This window comes from Stenotrophomonas sp. 93052_Sma, from assembly GCF_056481145.1.
The window spans coordinates 4,147,159-4,162,374 of the sequence record NZ_CM151134.1; the positions used below are offsets into that span (position 1 = coordinate 4,147,159).

A 15,216-nucleotide genomic window follows, 5' to 3' on the forward strand; every position below is an offset into this window, starting at 1 on the left:
ACTGCATGGCATCGACGTTGTTGCGCGCCGGGGTGGCCCTGGCGCTGCTTTCATTGAGTACGGCTCCGGCGGTGGGCGCCTCGCGCTTCGTCGCCGATCCCTACCCCAGCACCTACCAGGCCCATCCCGATGCGCCGGTACTGATCCAGAACGCCACCGTGCTGACCGGTACCGGCCAGCGCCTGGACAACGCCGATGTGCTGCTGCGCGACGGCCGCATCGTTGCCGTCGGCCGCCAGCTGCAGGCCGATGCGGGCGTCACCCGCATTGATGCACAAGGAAAGTGGGTCACTCCGGGCCTGATCGACGTGCATTCGCACCTGGGCGTGTATCCCAGCCCGGGCGTCGGTGCGCACAGCGACGGCAACGAGATGACCGCACCGGTCACCGCCAACGTCTGGGCCGAGCACTCGGTGTGGCCGCAGGACCCGGGCTTCGCCACCGCGCTGGCCGGCGGCGTGACCAGCATGCAGGTGCTGCCGGGCTCGGCCAACCTGGTGGGTGGCCGCGGTGTGACCCTCAAGAACGTACCCGCGGTGACCTACCAGGCGATGAAGTTCCCCGGTGCACCGTGGGGCCTGAAAATGGCCTGCGGCGAGAACCCCAAGCGCGTCTATGGCGAAGGCAAGGGCGTTGCACCTGCCACGCGCATGGGCAACGTGGCCGGCTACCGCGCCGCCTTCATCGATGCCGCCGACTACATCGCCAAGAACAAGCCGAAGCCAGCCAAGCGCAAGGGCTGGTTCGGCAGTGACAAGGGCGACAGCGCCGGTGATGCCGGCGGCAAGCGCGATCTCAAGCTGGACACGCTGGCCGGCGCGATCGAAGGCGACATCCGCGTGCACATCCACTGCTACCGCGCCGACGAGATGGCCACCATGCTCGACCTGGCCAAGGAGTTCGGTTTCAAGGTCGCTGCGTTCCACCACGGCGTGGAGGCCTACAAGCTGGCCGACCGGCTGGCCGCCGACGGCGTCTGCGGTGCGCTGTGGGCCGACTGGTGGGGCTTCAAGATGGAAGCCTTCGACGGCATCCCGGAGAACATCGCGCTGGTCGACCGGCCGAAGAACAGCTGCGCCATCGTCCACTCCGATTCACCCGAGGGCATCCAGCGCCTGAACCAGGAAGCAGCCAAGGTGATGGCGTCCGCGCGCCAGCGCGCATGCCGGAGATCACGCCTGAACACGCCATCACCTGGATGACCGCCAACGCCGCCAAGGCGCTGGGCATTGAAGGCCAGACCGGCACCCTGGAGGCCGGCAAGATGGCCGACGTGGTGGTCTGGAACGGCAACCCCTTCAGTTCGTATGCGCTGGCCGAGCAGGTCTTCATTGATGGCCGCAGGCTGTACGACCGCAGTGCACCGGCAGCGACGCCGCGTTCTGATTTCCAGCTTGGCCAGGAGGTGCGCTGATGGTGGTGCTCAAGCAGTTGACGCAGTCTGCCGCGAAGGGCAGCCGAGCATGGTTCGGCGCTACTGTCATGGTGCTGGCCTGCATCTCCGCATCCGCACAGGCACAGGACCTGCTGGTGCGCAACGCAACGGTGCACACCGCCAGCGCACGTGGCAGCCTGCAGAACGCCGATGTGCTGGTGCAGGGCGGCGTCATCCGCGCGGTGGGCAACGGCCTGTCGGCGCCGGCCGGCGCCAGCGTGGTCGAGGCCAATGGCCGTCCCCTGACACCGGCACTGTTCGGTGGCATCACCGAGACTGGCATCGAAGAAGTTTCCGGTGAATCGAGCACGGTGGACAGTTCTCTGAAGCTCGGTGAGCAGCCACTGCGGCCGGAATTCGACGTCACCCTCGCCTACAACCCGGCCTCAGTGTTGATTCCGGTAACGCGCCTGGAAGGCATCGGCTTCACCGCGCTGGGCGCTGCCACCGGCGGTGGTTTCGTGGCCGGCCAGGGCGGCGTGATGCGGCTCGATGGCAGCATCGACCCGATCGGCCCGCGTGCCCTGTTCCTGCGCATCGGCGCGGCAGCCTCCGAACTGACCGGGCATTCGCGCGCCGCGCAATGGATGCTGTTGCAGCAGATGATCGACGAAGCACGCGGACAGGTGGCCGCGGACTCGCCGCACGCGCTGCTGACGCCAGCCGGACGCCGCACGCTCAGTCGCTACCTGGCCGGCCAGGGCCGCATCGTGGTGGAGGTGGATCGCGCCGCCGATATCCGCCAGCTGCTGCGCTGGGCCACCCGCGAAAAGGTGAAGATCGCCATCGCCGGCGCCAGCGAAGCCTGGCAGGTCGCGCCGGAGCTGGCCGCCGCACAGGTGCCGGTGTTCGTTGACGTGCTGGCCAACCTGCCGGCCAGCTTCGACCAGATCGGCGCCACCCTGGAAAACGCCGCGCGCCTGCAGCGTGCCGGCGTGGCGGTTTCCTTCGTGCAGCGCGGCGACGCCACCCACAACGCGCGCAAGATGCGCCAGCTGGCCGGCAACGCAGTGGCCAACGGCCTGCCGTGGGCCGATGGCCTGGCCGGCCTGACCCGGGTGCCTGCACAGGCGTTCGGGGTGGCCGACCAGATCGGCAGCATCGAGCCCGGCAAGCGCGCCGACCTGGTGCTGTGGGAGGGCGATCCGCTGGACGTGGCGCACTATGCCGAGCAGGTCTGGCTGGGCGGCCGTGCGATGCCGATGCGCTCGCGCCAGACCGAACTGCGTGACCGCTACCTGCAGCGCAACGCGCAGCCCTGACCGCACACGAGGACACACCGATGGCGACACTGCGCTGGTACTTCGACCTCATCTCGCCCTACTCCTACCTGCACTGGCAGAAGCTGAAGCAGCTGCCGCAGTTCGCGCAGATCCAGACCGTGCCGATTGCCTTCGGTGCGGTGCTGCATCACCTGGGCAACCTCGGGCCGGCCGAGATTCCGGCCAAGCGCCGCTTCATCTACCGCCAGCTGTTGTGGACCGCGCAGGCCGAGGGCACACCGCTGCGATTCCCGCCCGGCCATCCGTTCAACCCGCTGCCCGCCCTGCGCCTGTGCCTGGCCGCCGGTGCCAGCGTGCAGGCGGTGGACGTCCTGTTCGACTGGATCTGGCGCGACGGCAACGCGGCCGACAGCCCTGACGCCCTGCGCGAACCGGCCGCACAGCTGGGTATTGACGATGTCGCCAGCGCCATCGCCGACCCGGCGGTGAAGGAGCAGCTGCGCCGTAACACAGAGGCCGCAATTGGCGCCGGGGTGTTCGGGGTCCCGACCTTGGCCATCGACCAGGAACTGTTCTGGGGCAACGACGCCCATCCGCTGATGGCGGCCGTGCTGGCCGATCCTGCCCTGCTGCAGCAGCCCGAATGGCAACGCCTGGACAGCCTGCCGGTGGCGGTGCAGCGCAGTCGCTGAACAGGGCGTGGCGCGTTTCCCTCGCGCGCCTGGCTGGGATTTGAGATAGATTTCACGTTTCCGAACCTACAACCGCCCTGGAGGGGAGAGCCGCGGATGCGCATCGGAATCGTCGTCGACTCGGCCTGCGACCTGCCGCAGGACTTCATTGCCGAGCACAACATCGTGCTGCTGCCGATCACCGTCCGCATCGGCGAAGCCGTGCTGGCCGATCATCGCGATGAACAGGCCACACTGAGCTTCCTGCACGCGCACGTGGCCGAACACGGTGCTGAAGCGGAAACCATCCCCTTCAGCGTCAACCAGATCCGCGACCTGTTCCTGCAGCAGCTGGTGATCGATTACGACCACGTGTTCTGCATGACCATCACCAAGACCCGCAGCCCCATCCATGACAACGCGCTGCAGGCCAGCTTCGCCATCCTCAACGACTACAAGCCGGTGCGCCAGGCGGCCGGTTACAACTCGCCGTTCGCGCTGCGCGTGCTCGACACCCAGAACCTGTTCGCCGCGCAGGCGGTGACCGCAGTGGAAGCGGTGCGCCTGCGCGACAGCAACGCCAGCGTGCAGCAGATCCGCGAGCGGCTGGAGGAGCTGGCCAGCAACGTGCACGGCTACATGGTCACCCGTGACCTGTACTACATGCGCGCGCGTGCGCGGCACAAGGGCGACCGCAGCGTCGGCCTGCTCAGCGCGGCGCTGGGCAGTGCGCTGGACATCAAGCCGGTGCTGCACGGTTACCGCGGCGAGACCGGACCGGTGGCCAAGATCAAGGGCTTCGACAACGCCGTGCAGAAGCTGTTCGCGGTAGTTGGCCAGCGCGTACGCGCCGGGCTGATGACGCCGACGGTGTGCGTCAGCTACGGCGGAGAACTGGACGAGCTGCGTGCCCTGCCCGGCTACGCACAGCTGAAAGAGGTCTGCGCCACCCATGGCGTGACCGTGTACGAATCGGTGATGAGCCTGACCGGCATGGTCAACGTCGGCAAGGGCGCGGTCACCGTAGGCTTCGCCGATGGGCCGCATCGGTTCGAATGAGCGCTGGCCACGGCCGGAATCTGCACATCGATTCCACTGCGGTTGTGCCAGTCTTGCCGCACTTCAAGGAGAACTCCATGCCTGCGCAGTACCACATCAGCCTGCCCGACCCGTCCAAGGCCCGTGGCAATGACCCTGACCTGTCCTTCCACTCGCAGGGCGCCGCCGGTTTCGCCGAAGAGCTGCAGGATGCCCTGCGCAGCGGCACGCTGTTCGAGCGCTGGAAGGCCAAGCAGCCCGACCCGGACGCGGTGGAACCGCAGTGGGGCGTGACCGATCCGGAGGCCACCGTGACCGGCGAGCAGAAGGACCTGCGCATCAACCTGGTCGCCACCACCCGCATCGACAGTGACGTGTTCAAGCAGCGCCTGCGCCTGCTGGCCGGCAGCCACTGGGAACTGCGCGACGTGCGTTGAAGCCCTGCTCTGGTAGTTGCCAACCTTGGTTGGCAACTACCGGGACGCGAGGTAGAGCCGGCCGCTGGCCGGCATCCGCAACATCCATGAAGGTGCCGGCCAGCGGCCGGCACTACCAGCCACCGCCCAGCGCGCGGTACAGCTCTACACGCGCGATCGCGGCGGTGGCCTGGCTGTTGGCCAGCGCGGCCTGGTTGTCCAGTGCGATGCGCTGGGTGGTCAGCACGTCCAGCATGTCGACCACGCCGGCCTGGTACTGCCGGCGCGCCGCCCCCAGTGCCGTCTCGCTCTCATCCACCGCCACGTGCAGCTGCACCGTGCGCTGCTGCTCGGCACTGTAGCCATCCATGGCGTCATCCACTTCGTGCCATGCCTGCAGCACGGTACGGCGGAACTGCAGCGCCGACTGTTGCTGCTGCAGCCTGCTCAGCGCGAGGTTGGCCTTCAGCCGCCCGCCTTGGAAGATCGGTACGCTGATGGACGGCCCGATGCTGAAGCGGTGCGCGTTCCAGCCATCCAGGTCATCCAGCTGCTTGGCCTGGAAGCCGGCGTCGCCATTCAAGGTGATGCGCGGCAGGAAACTGGCCTTGGCCACGCCGATGCCTGCCGTTGCCGCATGCAGTGCCGCTTCGGCACGACGGATGTCCGGGCGACGCTCGGCCAGTTCACTGGGCAGCCCCACCGCTACGGCCGGCAACGCCGGCCAGTCACGGCGTGCGTCCTGCAGCTGCGCGTCCAGCGCCTGCGGCGGCTGCGCCAGCAGGAACGCCAGCGCATTGCGCAGCTGCGATTCGCGATGCTGCAACGGCGCGATGCGTGCCTGCAGCGATGCCACCTGCGCGGCCGCGCTGGACACCTGCAGCGTGCTGGCCACACCCTGGCGTTGGCGTGCTTCGGTCAGGCGTTTGATGTCGTGGGCGATGCTGAGGTTATCCTCGGTGATCGCCAGCAGCTGCCGCGTCGCGCGCAGCTGCAGGTAATCACGCGCGGTTTCCGCCAGCAGCGCGATGCGCACTGCATGTGCATCCTCCTCGGCCATCTGCACGCGCGCGTCGGCCGCTTCCACCTGCCGCCGCACGCGGCCCCACAGGTCCAGTTCCCAGCTCAGGCCGATACCGGCCTGGAACAGCCCGTAGTCATCACGGCCGCCGTTGCCGGACGGATCATTCAGGCCCACCTCGCTGTTGCGTGCACGCACGCCACTGGCGCTCGCGCTGACGCTGGGCAGGCGATCGGCGGCGGTGATGCCGCGTGCAGCACGGCTCTGCTGCACGCGGTTGGCCGCCAGCTGCAGGTCCAGGTTGGCCGCCAGCACCTGGTTGGCCAGCTGCCCCAGCAGTGGATCGTCGAAGCCGGCCCACCAGGCCGCGTCCTGGTCGATGGCGTTGCCGGCGACGGCCTCACCCTGCCAGTGGCTGGGCAGTTCCGCCTGCGGGCGTACGAAGTCCGGCCCCATCGTGCAGGCAGCCAAGGCCGTGCACAGGCTGGCCGCAACGAAGGTGCGGAACACGGTGACTGCGCTCATGCGCCCTCCCCGCTCTTGTGGCCCGGACTGTGCTGCACGCTCTGCGCGCGCGCGCGGCTGCCCAGGTCAACGCTGGCTTCCACCGACATGCCGGCACGCAGCTGGTCCAGCAGCGGCTGGCCCGGCTCCAGCACGATCTTCACCGGAATGCGCTGCACCACCTTGGTGAAGTTGCCGGTGGCGTTCTCTGGTGCGACTGCAGCAAAGGTGACGCCGGTGGCTGGTGCAATGCTGTCGATGTGCCCGCGCAGCGGCTTGCCCGGGAATACGTCCACCTTCAGTTCGACCTGCTGGCCGGCCTGCATGCGGGTCATCTGCGTTTCCTGGAAGTTGGCGACCACGAAGGCGCGCTTCAGCGGCACCACCGCGGCCACCGGCGTACCCGGCGTCAGGTAGGCACCCACGCGCACCGCGCGGCGACCGACCATGCCATCGATCGGTGCGCGCAGCACGGTGTGCGACAGATCCAGTTCGGCGCGCGCCTGCGCCGCTTCCGCACGCTGCACCGCCGCCTGTGCAGCCTGCACGCCCGCGCTGAGGATGTCGGTGCGCTGGCGTGCGGTCGACAGCGCGGCCTGGCCCTGCTGCAGATGCGCACTGGCCACGGCCTGCTTCGACTGCGCCTGCTGTGCGTTCTGCACGGTACCGGCACCGTCACGGGCCAGTTCGCGGTAGCGCTGCTGGTCGGCGCTGGCCAGGGTCAGTTCGGAACGGCTGACATCGACGCTGGCCTTGGCCTGTTCGATCAGCGAGTCCTGCTGGGCCAGTGCGGCCTGCGCGTTGGCCAGCTGTGCACGGGCGTTGGCGAGGTCGGCACGGGCCGCCTGCAGGGCCACCTGGTAGTCGCGGTCGTCGATGCGGGCAAGCACGTCGCCCGCCTTCACCGACTGGTTGTCCTCTACTTCCACGGCACTGACAAAGCCGGGAATCTTCGGCGCAACCAGCGTGTAGTCGGCCACGACATAGGCATTGTTGGTGGTCTGGTGACCGCCGTCGCGCAGCAGCAGCCAGGCACCGATGGCCAGGGCCAGCACGCCCAGGCCCAGGCCGGTATTGAGAGTGGTTCGATTGATCGTCATGAGGGGGGTTCCTGCGAAAGGTTCAGGCCACGGCACGTGGCGGATGGATGCGGGTGGGCATCCAGGCAATGAGGGGAATGAAGGCCAGCGCCACCAGCGCGACCACCCAGTACAGGTCGGCCGAGGTCAGCGCCTGCACCTGCGCATGCAGGCGCGCGCCCAGCTGCGGGCCCTCGGCCAGCCACGGCTGCTCGCCAAGGCGGTCGACCAGCACGGTGGAATGGAAATGACGGCGGCCCTGGGCGACGGCATCCAGCACGCCGCTGGCGAGCACGGCAGCAAAGCCCTTGACCGTGTTGAACCACGCCGAGGCGAACGGACCGTCCTGCGGTGCCAGTCCGCCAGTGGCCAGCATCAGCAGCGGCAACACCGCCATCGGCTGGGCGAATACCTGCAGCAGCTGTACCCACAGGAAGTTGTCGCGGATCCAGGCCACGTCCAGGTGCGAGCCCAGCCAGCAGGCCAGCGCCAGCATCGCCAGGCCCGTGGCCTGCACCCAGCGGCAGTCCACCGCGCGGATGTTCAGCAGCGCCGCCACCAGCGGCAGCGCGATCACCTGCGGCAGCGCCACCCACAGCAGCATCGGTGCGGTCTGCAGCGGCCGGTAGCCCTGCACGCTGGCCAGGAACCCGGACGGGATCGAGATCACCGCCAGCAGCACGAACAGCACGCCGCCCAGCGTCACCAGCGAGTAGCTGAGATTGCGGTTGGCCAGCAGCTGCAGCTTGAAGAACGGCAGCGGGTGGAACCATTCATTGATCATGAACAGCACCATCAGGCCGGCGCCGCCACCGATCATCAGGGTGATCATCGGCGAGTCGAACCAGTTCAGGCGCGGGCCCTGCACCAGGCCCAGCACCAGCAGCACCAGCGCCGGCAGGCCCAGCGCCAGGCCCACGCCATCGAACTGGGCAAAACGCTCCAGCCGCAGCGGGTCCTGCGGCAGGCCCCAGCTGACCATCGCCATGGCAGCCAGGCAGTACGGCACGATCTGCCAGAACGCCCAGTGCCAGCCCACCTGCTCGACCCAGAACGCGGCCAGCGGCGTGCCCATGCTCGGGCCGAAGGTAGCGGTCAACGCGTAGCCGGCCAGGCCATACAGCTTGATGCCCGGGGGCAGGAAGCGCAGGGCCACGCTCATCAGCAGCGGCGGCAGCGCGCCACCGCACAGACCCTGCAGCGCGCAACAGCAGGAACACCTGCAGGTTCGGGGCAAGCGGGCACAGCACGCCCAGCACCATGAAGCCACCGATCATCGCCAATGCGAAGCGGCGCAGCGAGAAGGTGGCGGCACACCACGGTGCGAAGGCCATCGCGCTGACCGACATCGCGCTGTAGAGGGCGACGATCCAGCTGCCGTCGTCGACGCTGAAACCCATCGCGCCACGGATGTCGGCCAGGGCGACCTTGGTGATGTTCTCGTTGAAGCCCGACACCAGCACCGCCAGCAGCACGCCACACAGGCCGACCAGAACGCGGCGGTCGAGCCCGGGGGCGGCGGCAGGACGGGGCGCAGCAGCGGCCGGGACAGCGGCGGCCGGCGTACTCATCGCCGGGCACCGATCCGTGCAGTGCACGGCATGTTGGGGGTCATTGGAATGCGCTCAGTGAAACTCCGGGGAGCGCAGTCTAGGGAGCTGGTTCCCTGCGAAAAATGGCGCAGCCCGCATCCCAGGCGTGCGTCACGCGCACGCATGAAAGTGTCAGCGCGGAGCCTCCCCTGCGCTTTCGCACATGGTCTTGATCGAGCGCCGCAGCCACTGGTGCGCAGCATCGTTGTCCAGCCGCGGGTGCCAGGCCTGGACGATGGCGGCGGTGCGCACCGGGATCGGCAGCGGGAACAGGCGCAGCGGCAGGCGCATGCTGACGATCCGCTCCAGCATCACGCTCGGCATCTGCGGCAGGATCAGGTCCGACTCGGCGGCAGCGAAGATCGCGCCGTGGAAGGTCGGGCTGATCAGCGCCACCCGCCGCTGCAGGCCCAGCGTGGCCAGGTCGTCATCGATCGGGCCACGCGGCAGCCCCCGCCGCGACACCGCGATGTGGTCGCAGGCAGCAAAACGCTCGGCGCTGATCTCCTCATCGAACAACGGATGATCTTCGCGCGCGGCGCCCATGAACGAGGTACTGAACAGGTTCTGCACCTTGGTATCGGGTGCATGCTTGCCGGCGGTGCTGATGTACAGGTCGATCCGGCCCTGCGCCATCGCATCGTCGTCGGTATCGCCTTCGGGCACGAAGCGCAGCACTGCGCGCGGCGCCTGCTGGCGGAACAGCTCGCGCAGGCGTCCGCCGAAACCACCGACGAACACATCATTGGCACGCACGCTGAAGGTTCGCTCGAGCACGCGCATGTCTACCTCGCGACCGGCGTTGAAGACGCGGTGGGCCTGCTCGATCACATCGCGGACCTGCTCGCGCAGCTGCAGGGCGCGGGGCGTGGGCGCCAGGCCGCGGCCGGCACGCACCAGCACCGGGTCGCCCAGCGCGGTGCGGATCCGGCCCAGGGTACGGCTCATCGCCGGCGCGCTCAGGTTCATCCGGCGCGCGGCGGCGGCCACGCTGCATTCGTCAATCAGCACGTCCAGTGCCAGCAACAGGTTCAGGTCCGGCAGGGGCATGAAAGTCTCCAGTAAATCAGATGACTCTACGACACTTGTGACCACAGTGGATTGCGTTATACGCATCCATTGACTGCCGCGCACGGCATGGGTGCGCGCGGTGACATCGGCGACCATCCCCGGCCTGCCAAGGAGACATCCATGTTCAATACCCTGCTGGTCGCCCTGGATGGTGGCCCCCAGCACGCACGCGTGCTGGACCTGGCCGCCGCCATCGCCGGCCCCCACAGCCGCCTGCACCTGCTGTGCGTGCTCGACCCCGAATTCGCGCTGGCGGCCGATGCCAGCGAAGCCGACCGCATCGAGTACCCGGAAGCCGCCCGCCAGCGCTCGCGGGCCGAAGCGGTGCTGGCCGAAGCCCTGGCCGAGCTGCGCGAGCGCGGCGTCGACGCCATCGCGCAGATTCCCTCGGGTGACCCGGGCGAAGTGATCAGCGAGCAGGCCCGGCGCCTGAAGTGCGACCTGATCGTCATCGGCCACCGCCACCTGTCCCGCCTGGAACGCCTGTTCGAACCCTCGATCGGGCAATGGACCATCGACCACGCGCCCTGTCCCGTGCTGGTGGAAACCCGCGACCCACGACCCTAGCCACCATGGCCTCCCGTTCCCCGTTGTTTCCCACCCGCGTCAACTACCGCGCCTTCGGCCGCCAGTTCGGCCGCGGCGAACAGGCACTGCTGGCGGCGATACGCCAGCTGCACGATCCTGATCAACAGGCCGATGGACTCGCCCAGCTGAGCAGCCTCGGTATTGATCCCGAAGGCTGCGACGCGTTCGTCGGCCTGCTGCCGCTGCTGGCCACGCCCACCGCCCCGATCGACCTGCTGCCCGCTGGCTCACCGTTCATCGCGGCCAGCGAACTGGACCTGCTGGTCTGCCTGCTGCGCATCGCCCAGTGGCGGCATGCACGCCCGCGCGAAGATGACACGCTGGCACCGTTGCGCCAGCAGCTGGCGCGCTGTGCGATGGCCGTGCAGGCGGCAAACCTGCCGTTGCGCCAGCGCTCGTTGTCACCGGTCGGGCTGAGGCTGCTCGATCCCACCGGCTGGTTGCGGCAGCGCTGACCCGGCCGCACCGCCCGTGCGCAATCGCGCACGGGGACCGGGCACCCGGCGCGCTCAGCAATCCATCCTGCCATGCGCACTGCCTTCGTCGTCGAGCACGTGCGCATGCAGGATCACCTGGTTGCGACCGGCACGCTTGGCGGCGTACAGGCCGGCATCGGCATCCGCCAGCAACTGATCGGCACGGGCCAGAGCCGGCGGATGCAGGTAACCCACGCCGACGCTGATGCTGACCGGGCCTTCCGGCAATGGCAGCGCTTCGACCGCTTCGCGCAGCCGCTCGGCCAGCGCCAGCACGCCCGACAACGGGCTTCCGGGCACGATGACGGCGAACTCTTCACCGCCATAACGCGCAACGCTGTCACCACCGCGACCGGCTATGGCCTTCAGCACCCCGGCCACCGCCTGCAGGCAACGATCACCGGCCGGATGGCCGTGCTGGTCGTTGAAGGCCTTGAAGTGGTCGATATCCACCAGCAGCAGGCCCAGCTCGGTGCCGCTGCGCCGTGCGCGATTCCACTCGGACGTCAGCCGTGCGTCGAACTCGCGGCGGTTGGCCACGCCGGTCAGGCCATCCTGCCGCGCCAGTTGATCCAGTGCTGCCTGGCGTTCCAGAAGATCGGTCTGCAGCAGGACGCTGCGCAGGCCGAAGCCAAGGGTGGCTACGACGAAGCCGGCAACGGCCAACGGCCGCGCATGATCGACCACCAGCGTGCCGACCACCAGCAGCAGCAATGGCAGGATGATCGGACCGGCGGCCTGCACCGTCCTCGCCAGCCGCGGGTGTGCCGTGGTGCCTGTGTCCGGCCTCGTGTCCAGCGCCAGGCAGGCGATCAGCAGAAAAGGTACGTCGATCAGCAGATCGTTGAACGCACCGAATGCATCATCGGAGGTGTAGTGGTTGATGTAGTAGGCCACCAGCAGATAGGCCAGTGCGTACAGCGCCAGTGCGCGGAAGAACCTGCGCCGTTCAGGCACGTCGCCGGCCAGCCATCGCACCACGGCGAACGCGGCGATACACAGGTTCTGGATGTCGAACATGCGCTGCATGTTGGACATCGCATGGGCGTCGACCTCGACACGGGCGGCGAACGATGCGGTGTGCACGAAGAACAGCACACCCAGCAACGCGGCCATCGCCGCGTCGATCAGGCTGATGCTCAGGCGCTCGCGGCGCGCCCGCGCCAGGATGAACACCAGGGGCACGCCATACAGCACGTACAGGAACAGGCTGGCCTGCGGCGTGACATCGGCACGGCCGGCACCGAGCGCATCGATCATGTTGACGGCCATGCCACCCGCCCAGAGCAGCAGCGCCAGGGCGGTGGCGCGCCAGCCGAGCGCGGCACGGTCGCGGCGGGCCCGCCACAGGCAGGCGGCCGCGGCCAGCAACGGGGCGCCCGTGAGGAACCCGAAGGAACCCGCACCGGCGGAACCCGGCCACAGGGCCACGACCAGGCCGTGGCACAGCACATACAGCAGCGCCAGCACTACCGGCATGCATCCCCCGATCCGCAAGGCCGTATGGGCGCACGATAGCCCCGCCCGCGCCACGGCCACGTGATCCAATACGGCAATACGACACGTCGCGTGCCCCGCCATGGTAGTGCCGGCCGCTGGCCGGCAATCCCGGTGAATCACAGGGCTGCAGGTTGCCGGCCAGCGGCCGGCACTACCGGAAAGCCGTCAGCCGTGCAGGGCGCGGGCGTGGTGGGCGATGTGCTCGCCGATGAAGCTGGCGATGAAGTAGTAGCTGTGGTCGTAGCCGGGCTGCAGGCGCAGGGTCAGCGGATGGCCGGCGGCATCGCAGGCCTGCTGCAGGCGCTGCGGCTGCAGCTGGGTCTGCAGGAATTCGTCCGCCTCGCCCTGGTCGACCAGCAACGGCAGGCGCTCAGTGGCCACGGCGACCAGTTCGCTGGCATCCCACTGCGCCCAGTCCGCCGGGTTGTCGCCCAGGTAGGCGTGGAAGGCCTTCTGCCCCCACGGCACGTGGCTGGGCGCAACGATCGGCGAGAACGCCGACACGCTGCGGTAGCGCCCCGGGTTGCGCAGCGCGATCACCAGCGCACCGTGACCGCCCATCGAGTGGCCGCTGATGCCGCGCGCATCGGTGACCGGGAAATTCGCCTCGATCAGTGCCGGCAGTTCCTGCGCCACGTAGTCGTGCATGCGGTAGTGCTTCGCCCACGGTGCACGGGTGGCATTGAGGTAGAACCCCGCCCCCTTGCCCAGGTCATAGCCCTCGGCATCGGCCACGTCATCGCCGCGTGGGCTGGTATCGGGCGCGACGATGATCACGCCATGCTCGGCCGCGTAGCGCTGCGCGCCCGCCTTGGTGATGACGTTCTGCTCGGTGCAGGTCAGCCCGCTCAGCCAGTACAGCACCGGCAGTTTCTGCGTTTCCCCCTGCGGCGGCAGGTACACGGCGAACTGCATGTCGCAGCCCAGCGTGGTGGAATGATGCCGGTAGACGTCCTGCCAGCCGCCGAAACAGGCGCGGTGTTCAATACGTTCCATGGTGCTCTCCTGCGCGGCGCGTCAGCGCACGCGTGCTTCTGGTAGATGCCGACCTTGGTCGGCTTATCCACGCGCGGCGTGGATGCCTTTGTTGATCCGTTCATCCAGCTGCGCCAGCAGGCGCAGCAACGATTCGACGCCAGGCTGGCCATCAAGATTGCGCCAGGCCGCCACGGCCACATCGCTGCGCGGCGGCCACTGTCCAGCTGCGCGCGCCTCATGAAGGCGCGGCAGGAATACCTGCGCAAGCCACTGCTCGAACGGCATGCCATCGTCACTGCCGAAGGCCGAGGTCACCGCACGCGGTGGCCCCACCTCGCCCACTACCCAGCCCAGCGCACGCAACGCCTGCTCGATCGGAGCCACCAGGGCCGCGCGCGGGTCTTCCGCACGCGGCCGGCGCAGGGCATCCAGCCAGCCCATGACGCGGCTCAGTAGTGGACCACCGAACGGATCGACTTGCCTTCGTGCATCAGGTCGAAGGCTTCGTTGATCTTGTCCAGGTCCATGGTGTGGGTGACGAAGGGTGCCAGTTCGATATCGCCCTTCATCGCGTCCTCCACCATGCCCGGCAACTGGCTGCGGCCCTTCACGCCGCCGAAGGCGGTGCCCATCCACTTGCGCCCGGTCACCAGCTGGAACGGACGGGTGGAGATCTCCTGGCCCGAACCGGCCACGCCGATCACCACGCTCTGGCCCCAGCCACGGTGCGCGCATTCCAGCGCCGCGCGCATCACGTTGACGTTGCCGATGCACTCGAAGCTGTGGTCCACGCCCCAGGTGGTCATCTCGACGATGACCTGCTGGATCGGCTTGTCGTAGTCCTTCGGGTTGATGCAGTCGGTGGCGCCGAATTCGCGCGCCAGTTCGAACTTGGACGGGTTGGTGTCCACCGCGATGATGCGGCCGGCCTTGGCCTGGCGCGCACCCTGGATCACCGCCAGGCCGATGCCACCCAGGCCGAACACCGCCACGCTGTCGCCCTCCTGCACCTTGGCGGTGTTGTGCACCGCGCCGATGCCGGTGGTGACGCCACAACCGAGCAGGCAGACGTGCTCCGGGTTCGCGTCCGGATTGATCTTCGCCAGCGAGACTTCGGCCACCACGGTGTACTCGCTGAAGGTCGAGCAACCCATGTAGTGGTACAGCGGCTCGCCGTTGTAGCTGAAGCGGCTGGTGCCGTCAGGCATCACGCCCTTGCCCTGGGTGGCACGCACCGACACGCACAGGTTGGTCTTGCCGCTCTTGCAGAACAGGCACTCGCCACACTCGGCGGTGTACAGCGGAATCACGTGGTCGCCGGGCTTGACGCTGGTCACGCCCTCACCGACCTCCACCACGATGCCGGCGCCTTCATGGCCCAGCACCACCGGGAACAGGCCTTCCGGATCATCGCCGGACAGGGTGAAGGCATCGGTGTGGCAGACACCGGTGTGGGTGATCTTGACCAGCACCTCGCCCTTCTTCGGCGGGGCGACGTCGATCTCGACGATCTGCAGCGGCTGGCCGGGACCAAAGGCGACGGCGGCACGGGACTTCATGGTGGCTTCTCCAGGATCAGGCGGAAAGGGAATGGCAGGACGATCGGCGGGATATGGCGCCGATG

Annotated in this window: 13 protein-coding genes and 2 pseudogenes; 7 read left to right on the plus strand and 8 right to left on the minus strand. The window is 68.3% G+C overall.

All coding sequences use genetic code 11. The features are described from left to right. Positions 1-5: 5 nt before the first annotated feature. The 5 genes and pseudogenes from ACZK2V_RS19370 (at position 6) to ACZK2V_RS19390 (ending at position 4,804) form a co-directional block, all read left to right on the plus strand. A pseudogene (locus ACZK2V_RS19370) lies at positions 6-1,414 on the plus strand (amidohydrolase). Continuing rightward, positions 1,414-2,697 carry an amidohydrolase family protein gene (locus ACZK2V_RS19375; RefSeq protein WP_486322690.1) on the plus strand — a complete coding sequence of 428 codons (1,284 nt, stop codon included), beginning with the start codon at positions 1,414-1,416 and terminating at the stop codon, positions 2,695-2,697. Before ACZK2V_RS19370 ends, ACZK2V_RS19375 begins: the two are co-directional and overlap by 1 nt. Before the next feature lie 20 nt (positions 2,698-2,717). After that, a complete protein-coding gene (locus ACZK2V_RS19380; protein WP_197573144.1) occupies positions 2,718-3,350 on the plus strand; it encodes a 2-hydroxychromene-2-carboxylate isomerase in 633 nt (210 codons plus the stop codon). Between the two features lie 96 nt (positions 3,351-3,446). Beyond that, positions 3,447-4,388, plus strand: a complete 942-nt coding sequence (locus ACZK2V_RS19385; RefSeq protein ID WP_486322691.1) for a DegV family protein — start codon at positions 3,447-3,449, stop codon at positions 4,386-4,388. Positions 4,389-4,465: 77 nt separating this feature from the next. Next, positions 4,466-4,804: a hypothetical protein gene (locus tag ACZK2V_RS19390; protein ID WP_005410998.1), complete on the plus strand. Its 339-nt coding sequence runs from the start codon at positions 4,466-4,468 to the stop codon at positions 4,802-4,804. 112 nt (positions 4,805-4,916) lie between these two features. Here the strand turns inward: ACZK2V_RS19390 and ACZK2V_RS19395 are convergent, their stop codons facing one another. The 4 genes and pseudogenes from ACZK2V_RS19395 to ACZK2V_RS19410 form a co-directional block, all read right to left on the minus strand. Then, entirely contained in the window at positions 4,917-6,329 is a 1,413-nt protein-coding gene (locus tag ACZK2V_RS19395) for an efflux transporter outer membrane subunit (protein ID WP_486322692.1), read from the minus strand. Then, positions 6,326-7,408, minus strand: a complete 1,083-nt coding sequence (locus tag ACZK2V_RS19400) for an HlyD family secretion protein (RefSeq protein WP_180845159.1) — start codon at positions 7,406-7,408, stop codon at positions 6,326-6,328. Before ACZK2V_RS19400 ends, ACZK2V_RS19395 begins: the two co-directional genes overlap by 4 nt. A gap of 22 nt (positions 7,409-7,430) precedes the next feature. After that, a pseudogene (locus ACZK2V_RS19405) lies at positions 7,431-8,958 on the minus strand (MFS transporter). A gap of 153 nt (positions 8,959-9,111) precedes the next feature. Then, the gene (locus tag ACZK2V_RS19410; protein ID WP_486322693.1) at positions 9,112-10,029 is read right to left on the minus strand and encodes a LysR family transcriptional regulator; all 918 of its coding nucleotides are present in this window, start codon (positions 10,027-10,029) and stop codon (positions 9,112-9,114) included. A gap of 141 nt (positions 10,030-10,170) precedes the next feature. On the opposite strand from ACZK2V_RS19410, the gene ACZK2V_RS19415 reads away from it, so the two are divergent. Continuing rightward, positions 10,171-10,617: a universal stress protein gene (locus tag ACZK2V_RS19415; protein WP_071229624.1), complete on the plus strand. Its 447-nt coding sequence runs from the start codon at positions 10,171-10,173 to the stop codon at positions 10,615-10,617. Positions 10,618-10,622: 5 nt separating this feature from the next. Further along, a complete protein-coding gene (locus tag ACZK2V_RS19420; RefSeq protein ID WP_049400257.1) occupies positions 10,623-11,093 on the plus strand; it encodes a hypothetical protein in 471 nt (156 codons plus the stop codon). Positions 11,094-11,147: 54 nt separating this feature from the next. Here ACZK2V_RS19420 and ACZK2V_RS19425 read toward each other — a convergent pair whose 3' ends face one another. The 4 genes from ACZK2V_RS19425 to ACZK2V_RS19440 all read right to left on the minus strand — a co-directional run bounded on the left by ACZK2V_RS19425 (position 11,148) and on the right by ACZK2V_RS19440 (position 15,151). After that, positions 11,148-12,593 carry a GGDEF domain-containing protein gene (locus ACZK2V_RS19425; protein WP_486322694.1) on the minus strand — a complete coding sequence of 482 codons (1,446 nt, stop codon included), beginning with the start codon at positions 12,591-12,593 and terminating at the stop codon, positions 11,148-11,150. A 186-nt stretch (positions 12,594-12,779) separates the two neighbouring features. Continuing rightward, positions 12,780-13,610, minus strand: coding sequence for an S-formylglutathione hydrolase (gene fghA, locus ACZK2V_RS19430; RefSeq protein ID WP_049400259.1), 831 nt, complete (start codon positions 13,608-13,610; stop codon positions 12,780-12,782). Positions 13,611-13,673: 63 nt separating this feature from the next. Continuing rightward, complete coding sequence (locus tag ACZK2V_RS19435; RefSeq protein ID WP_049421830.1) at positions 13,674-14,033, minus strand: YqcC family protein; 360 nt, start codon at positions 14,031-14,033, stop codon at positions 13,674-13,676. 8 nt (positions 14,034-14,041) lie between these two features. Further along, positions 14,042-15,151 carry an S-(hydroxymethyl)glutathione dehydrogenase/class III alcohol dehydrogenase gene (locus ACZK2V_RS19440; RefSeq protein WP_012512082.1) on the minus strand — a complete coding sequence of 370 codons (1,110 nt, stop codon included), beginning with the start codon at positions 15,149-15,151 and terminating at the stop codon, positions 14,042-14,044. Between the last annotated feature and the right edge of the window lie 65 nt (positions 15,152-15,216).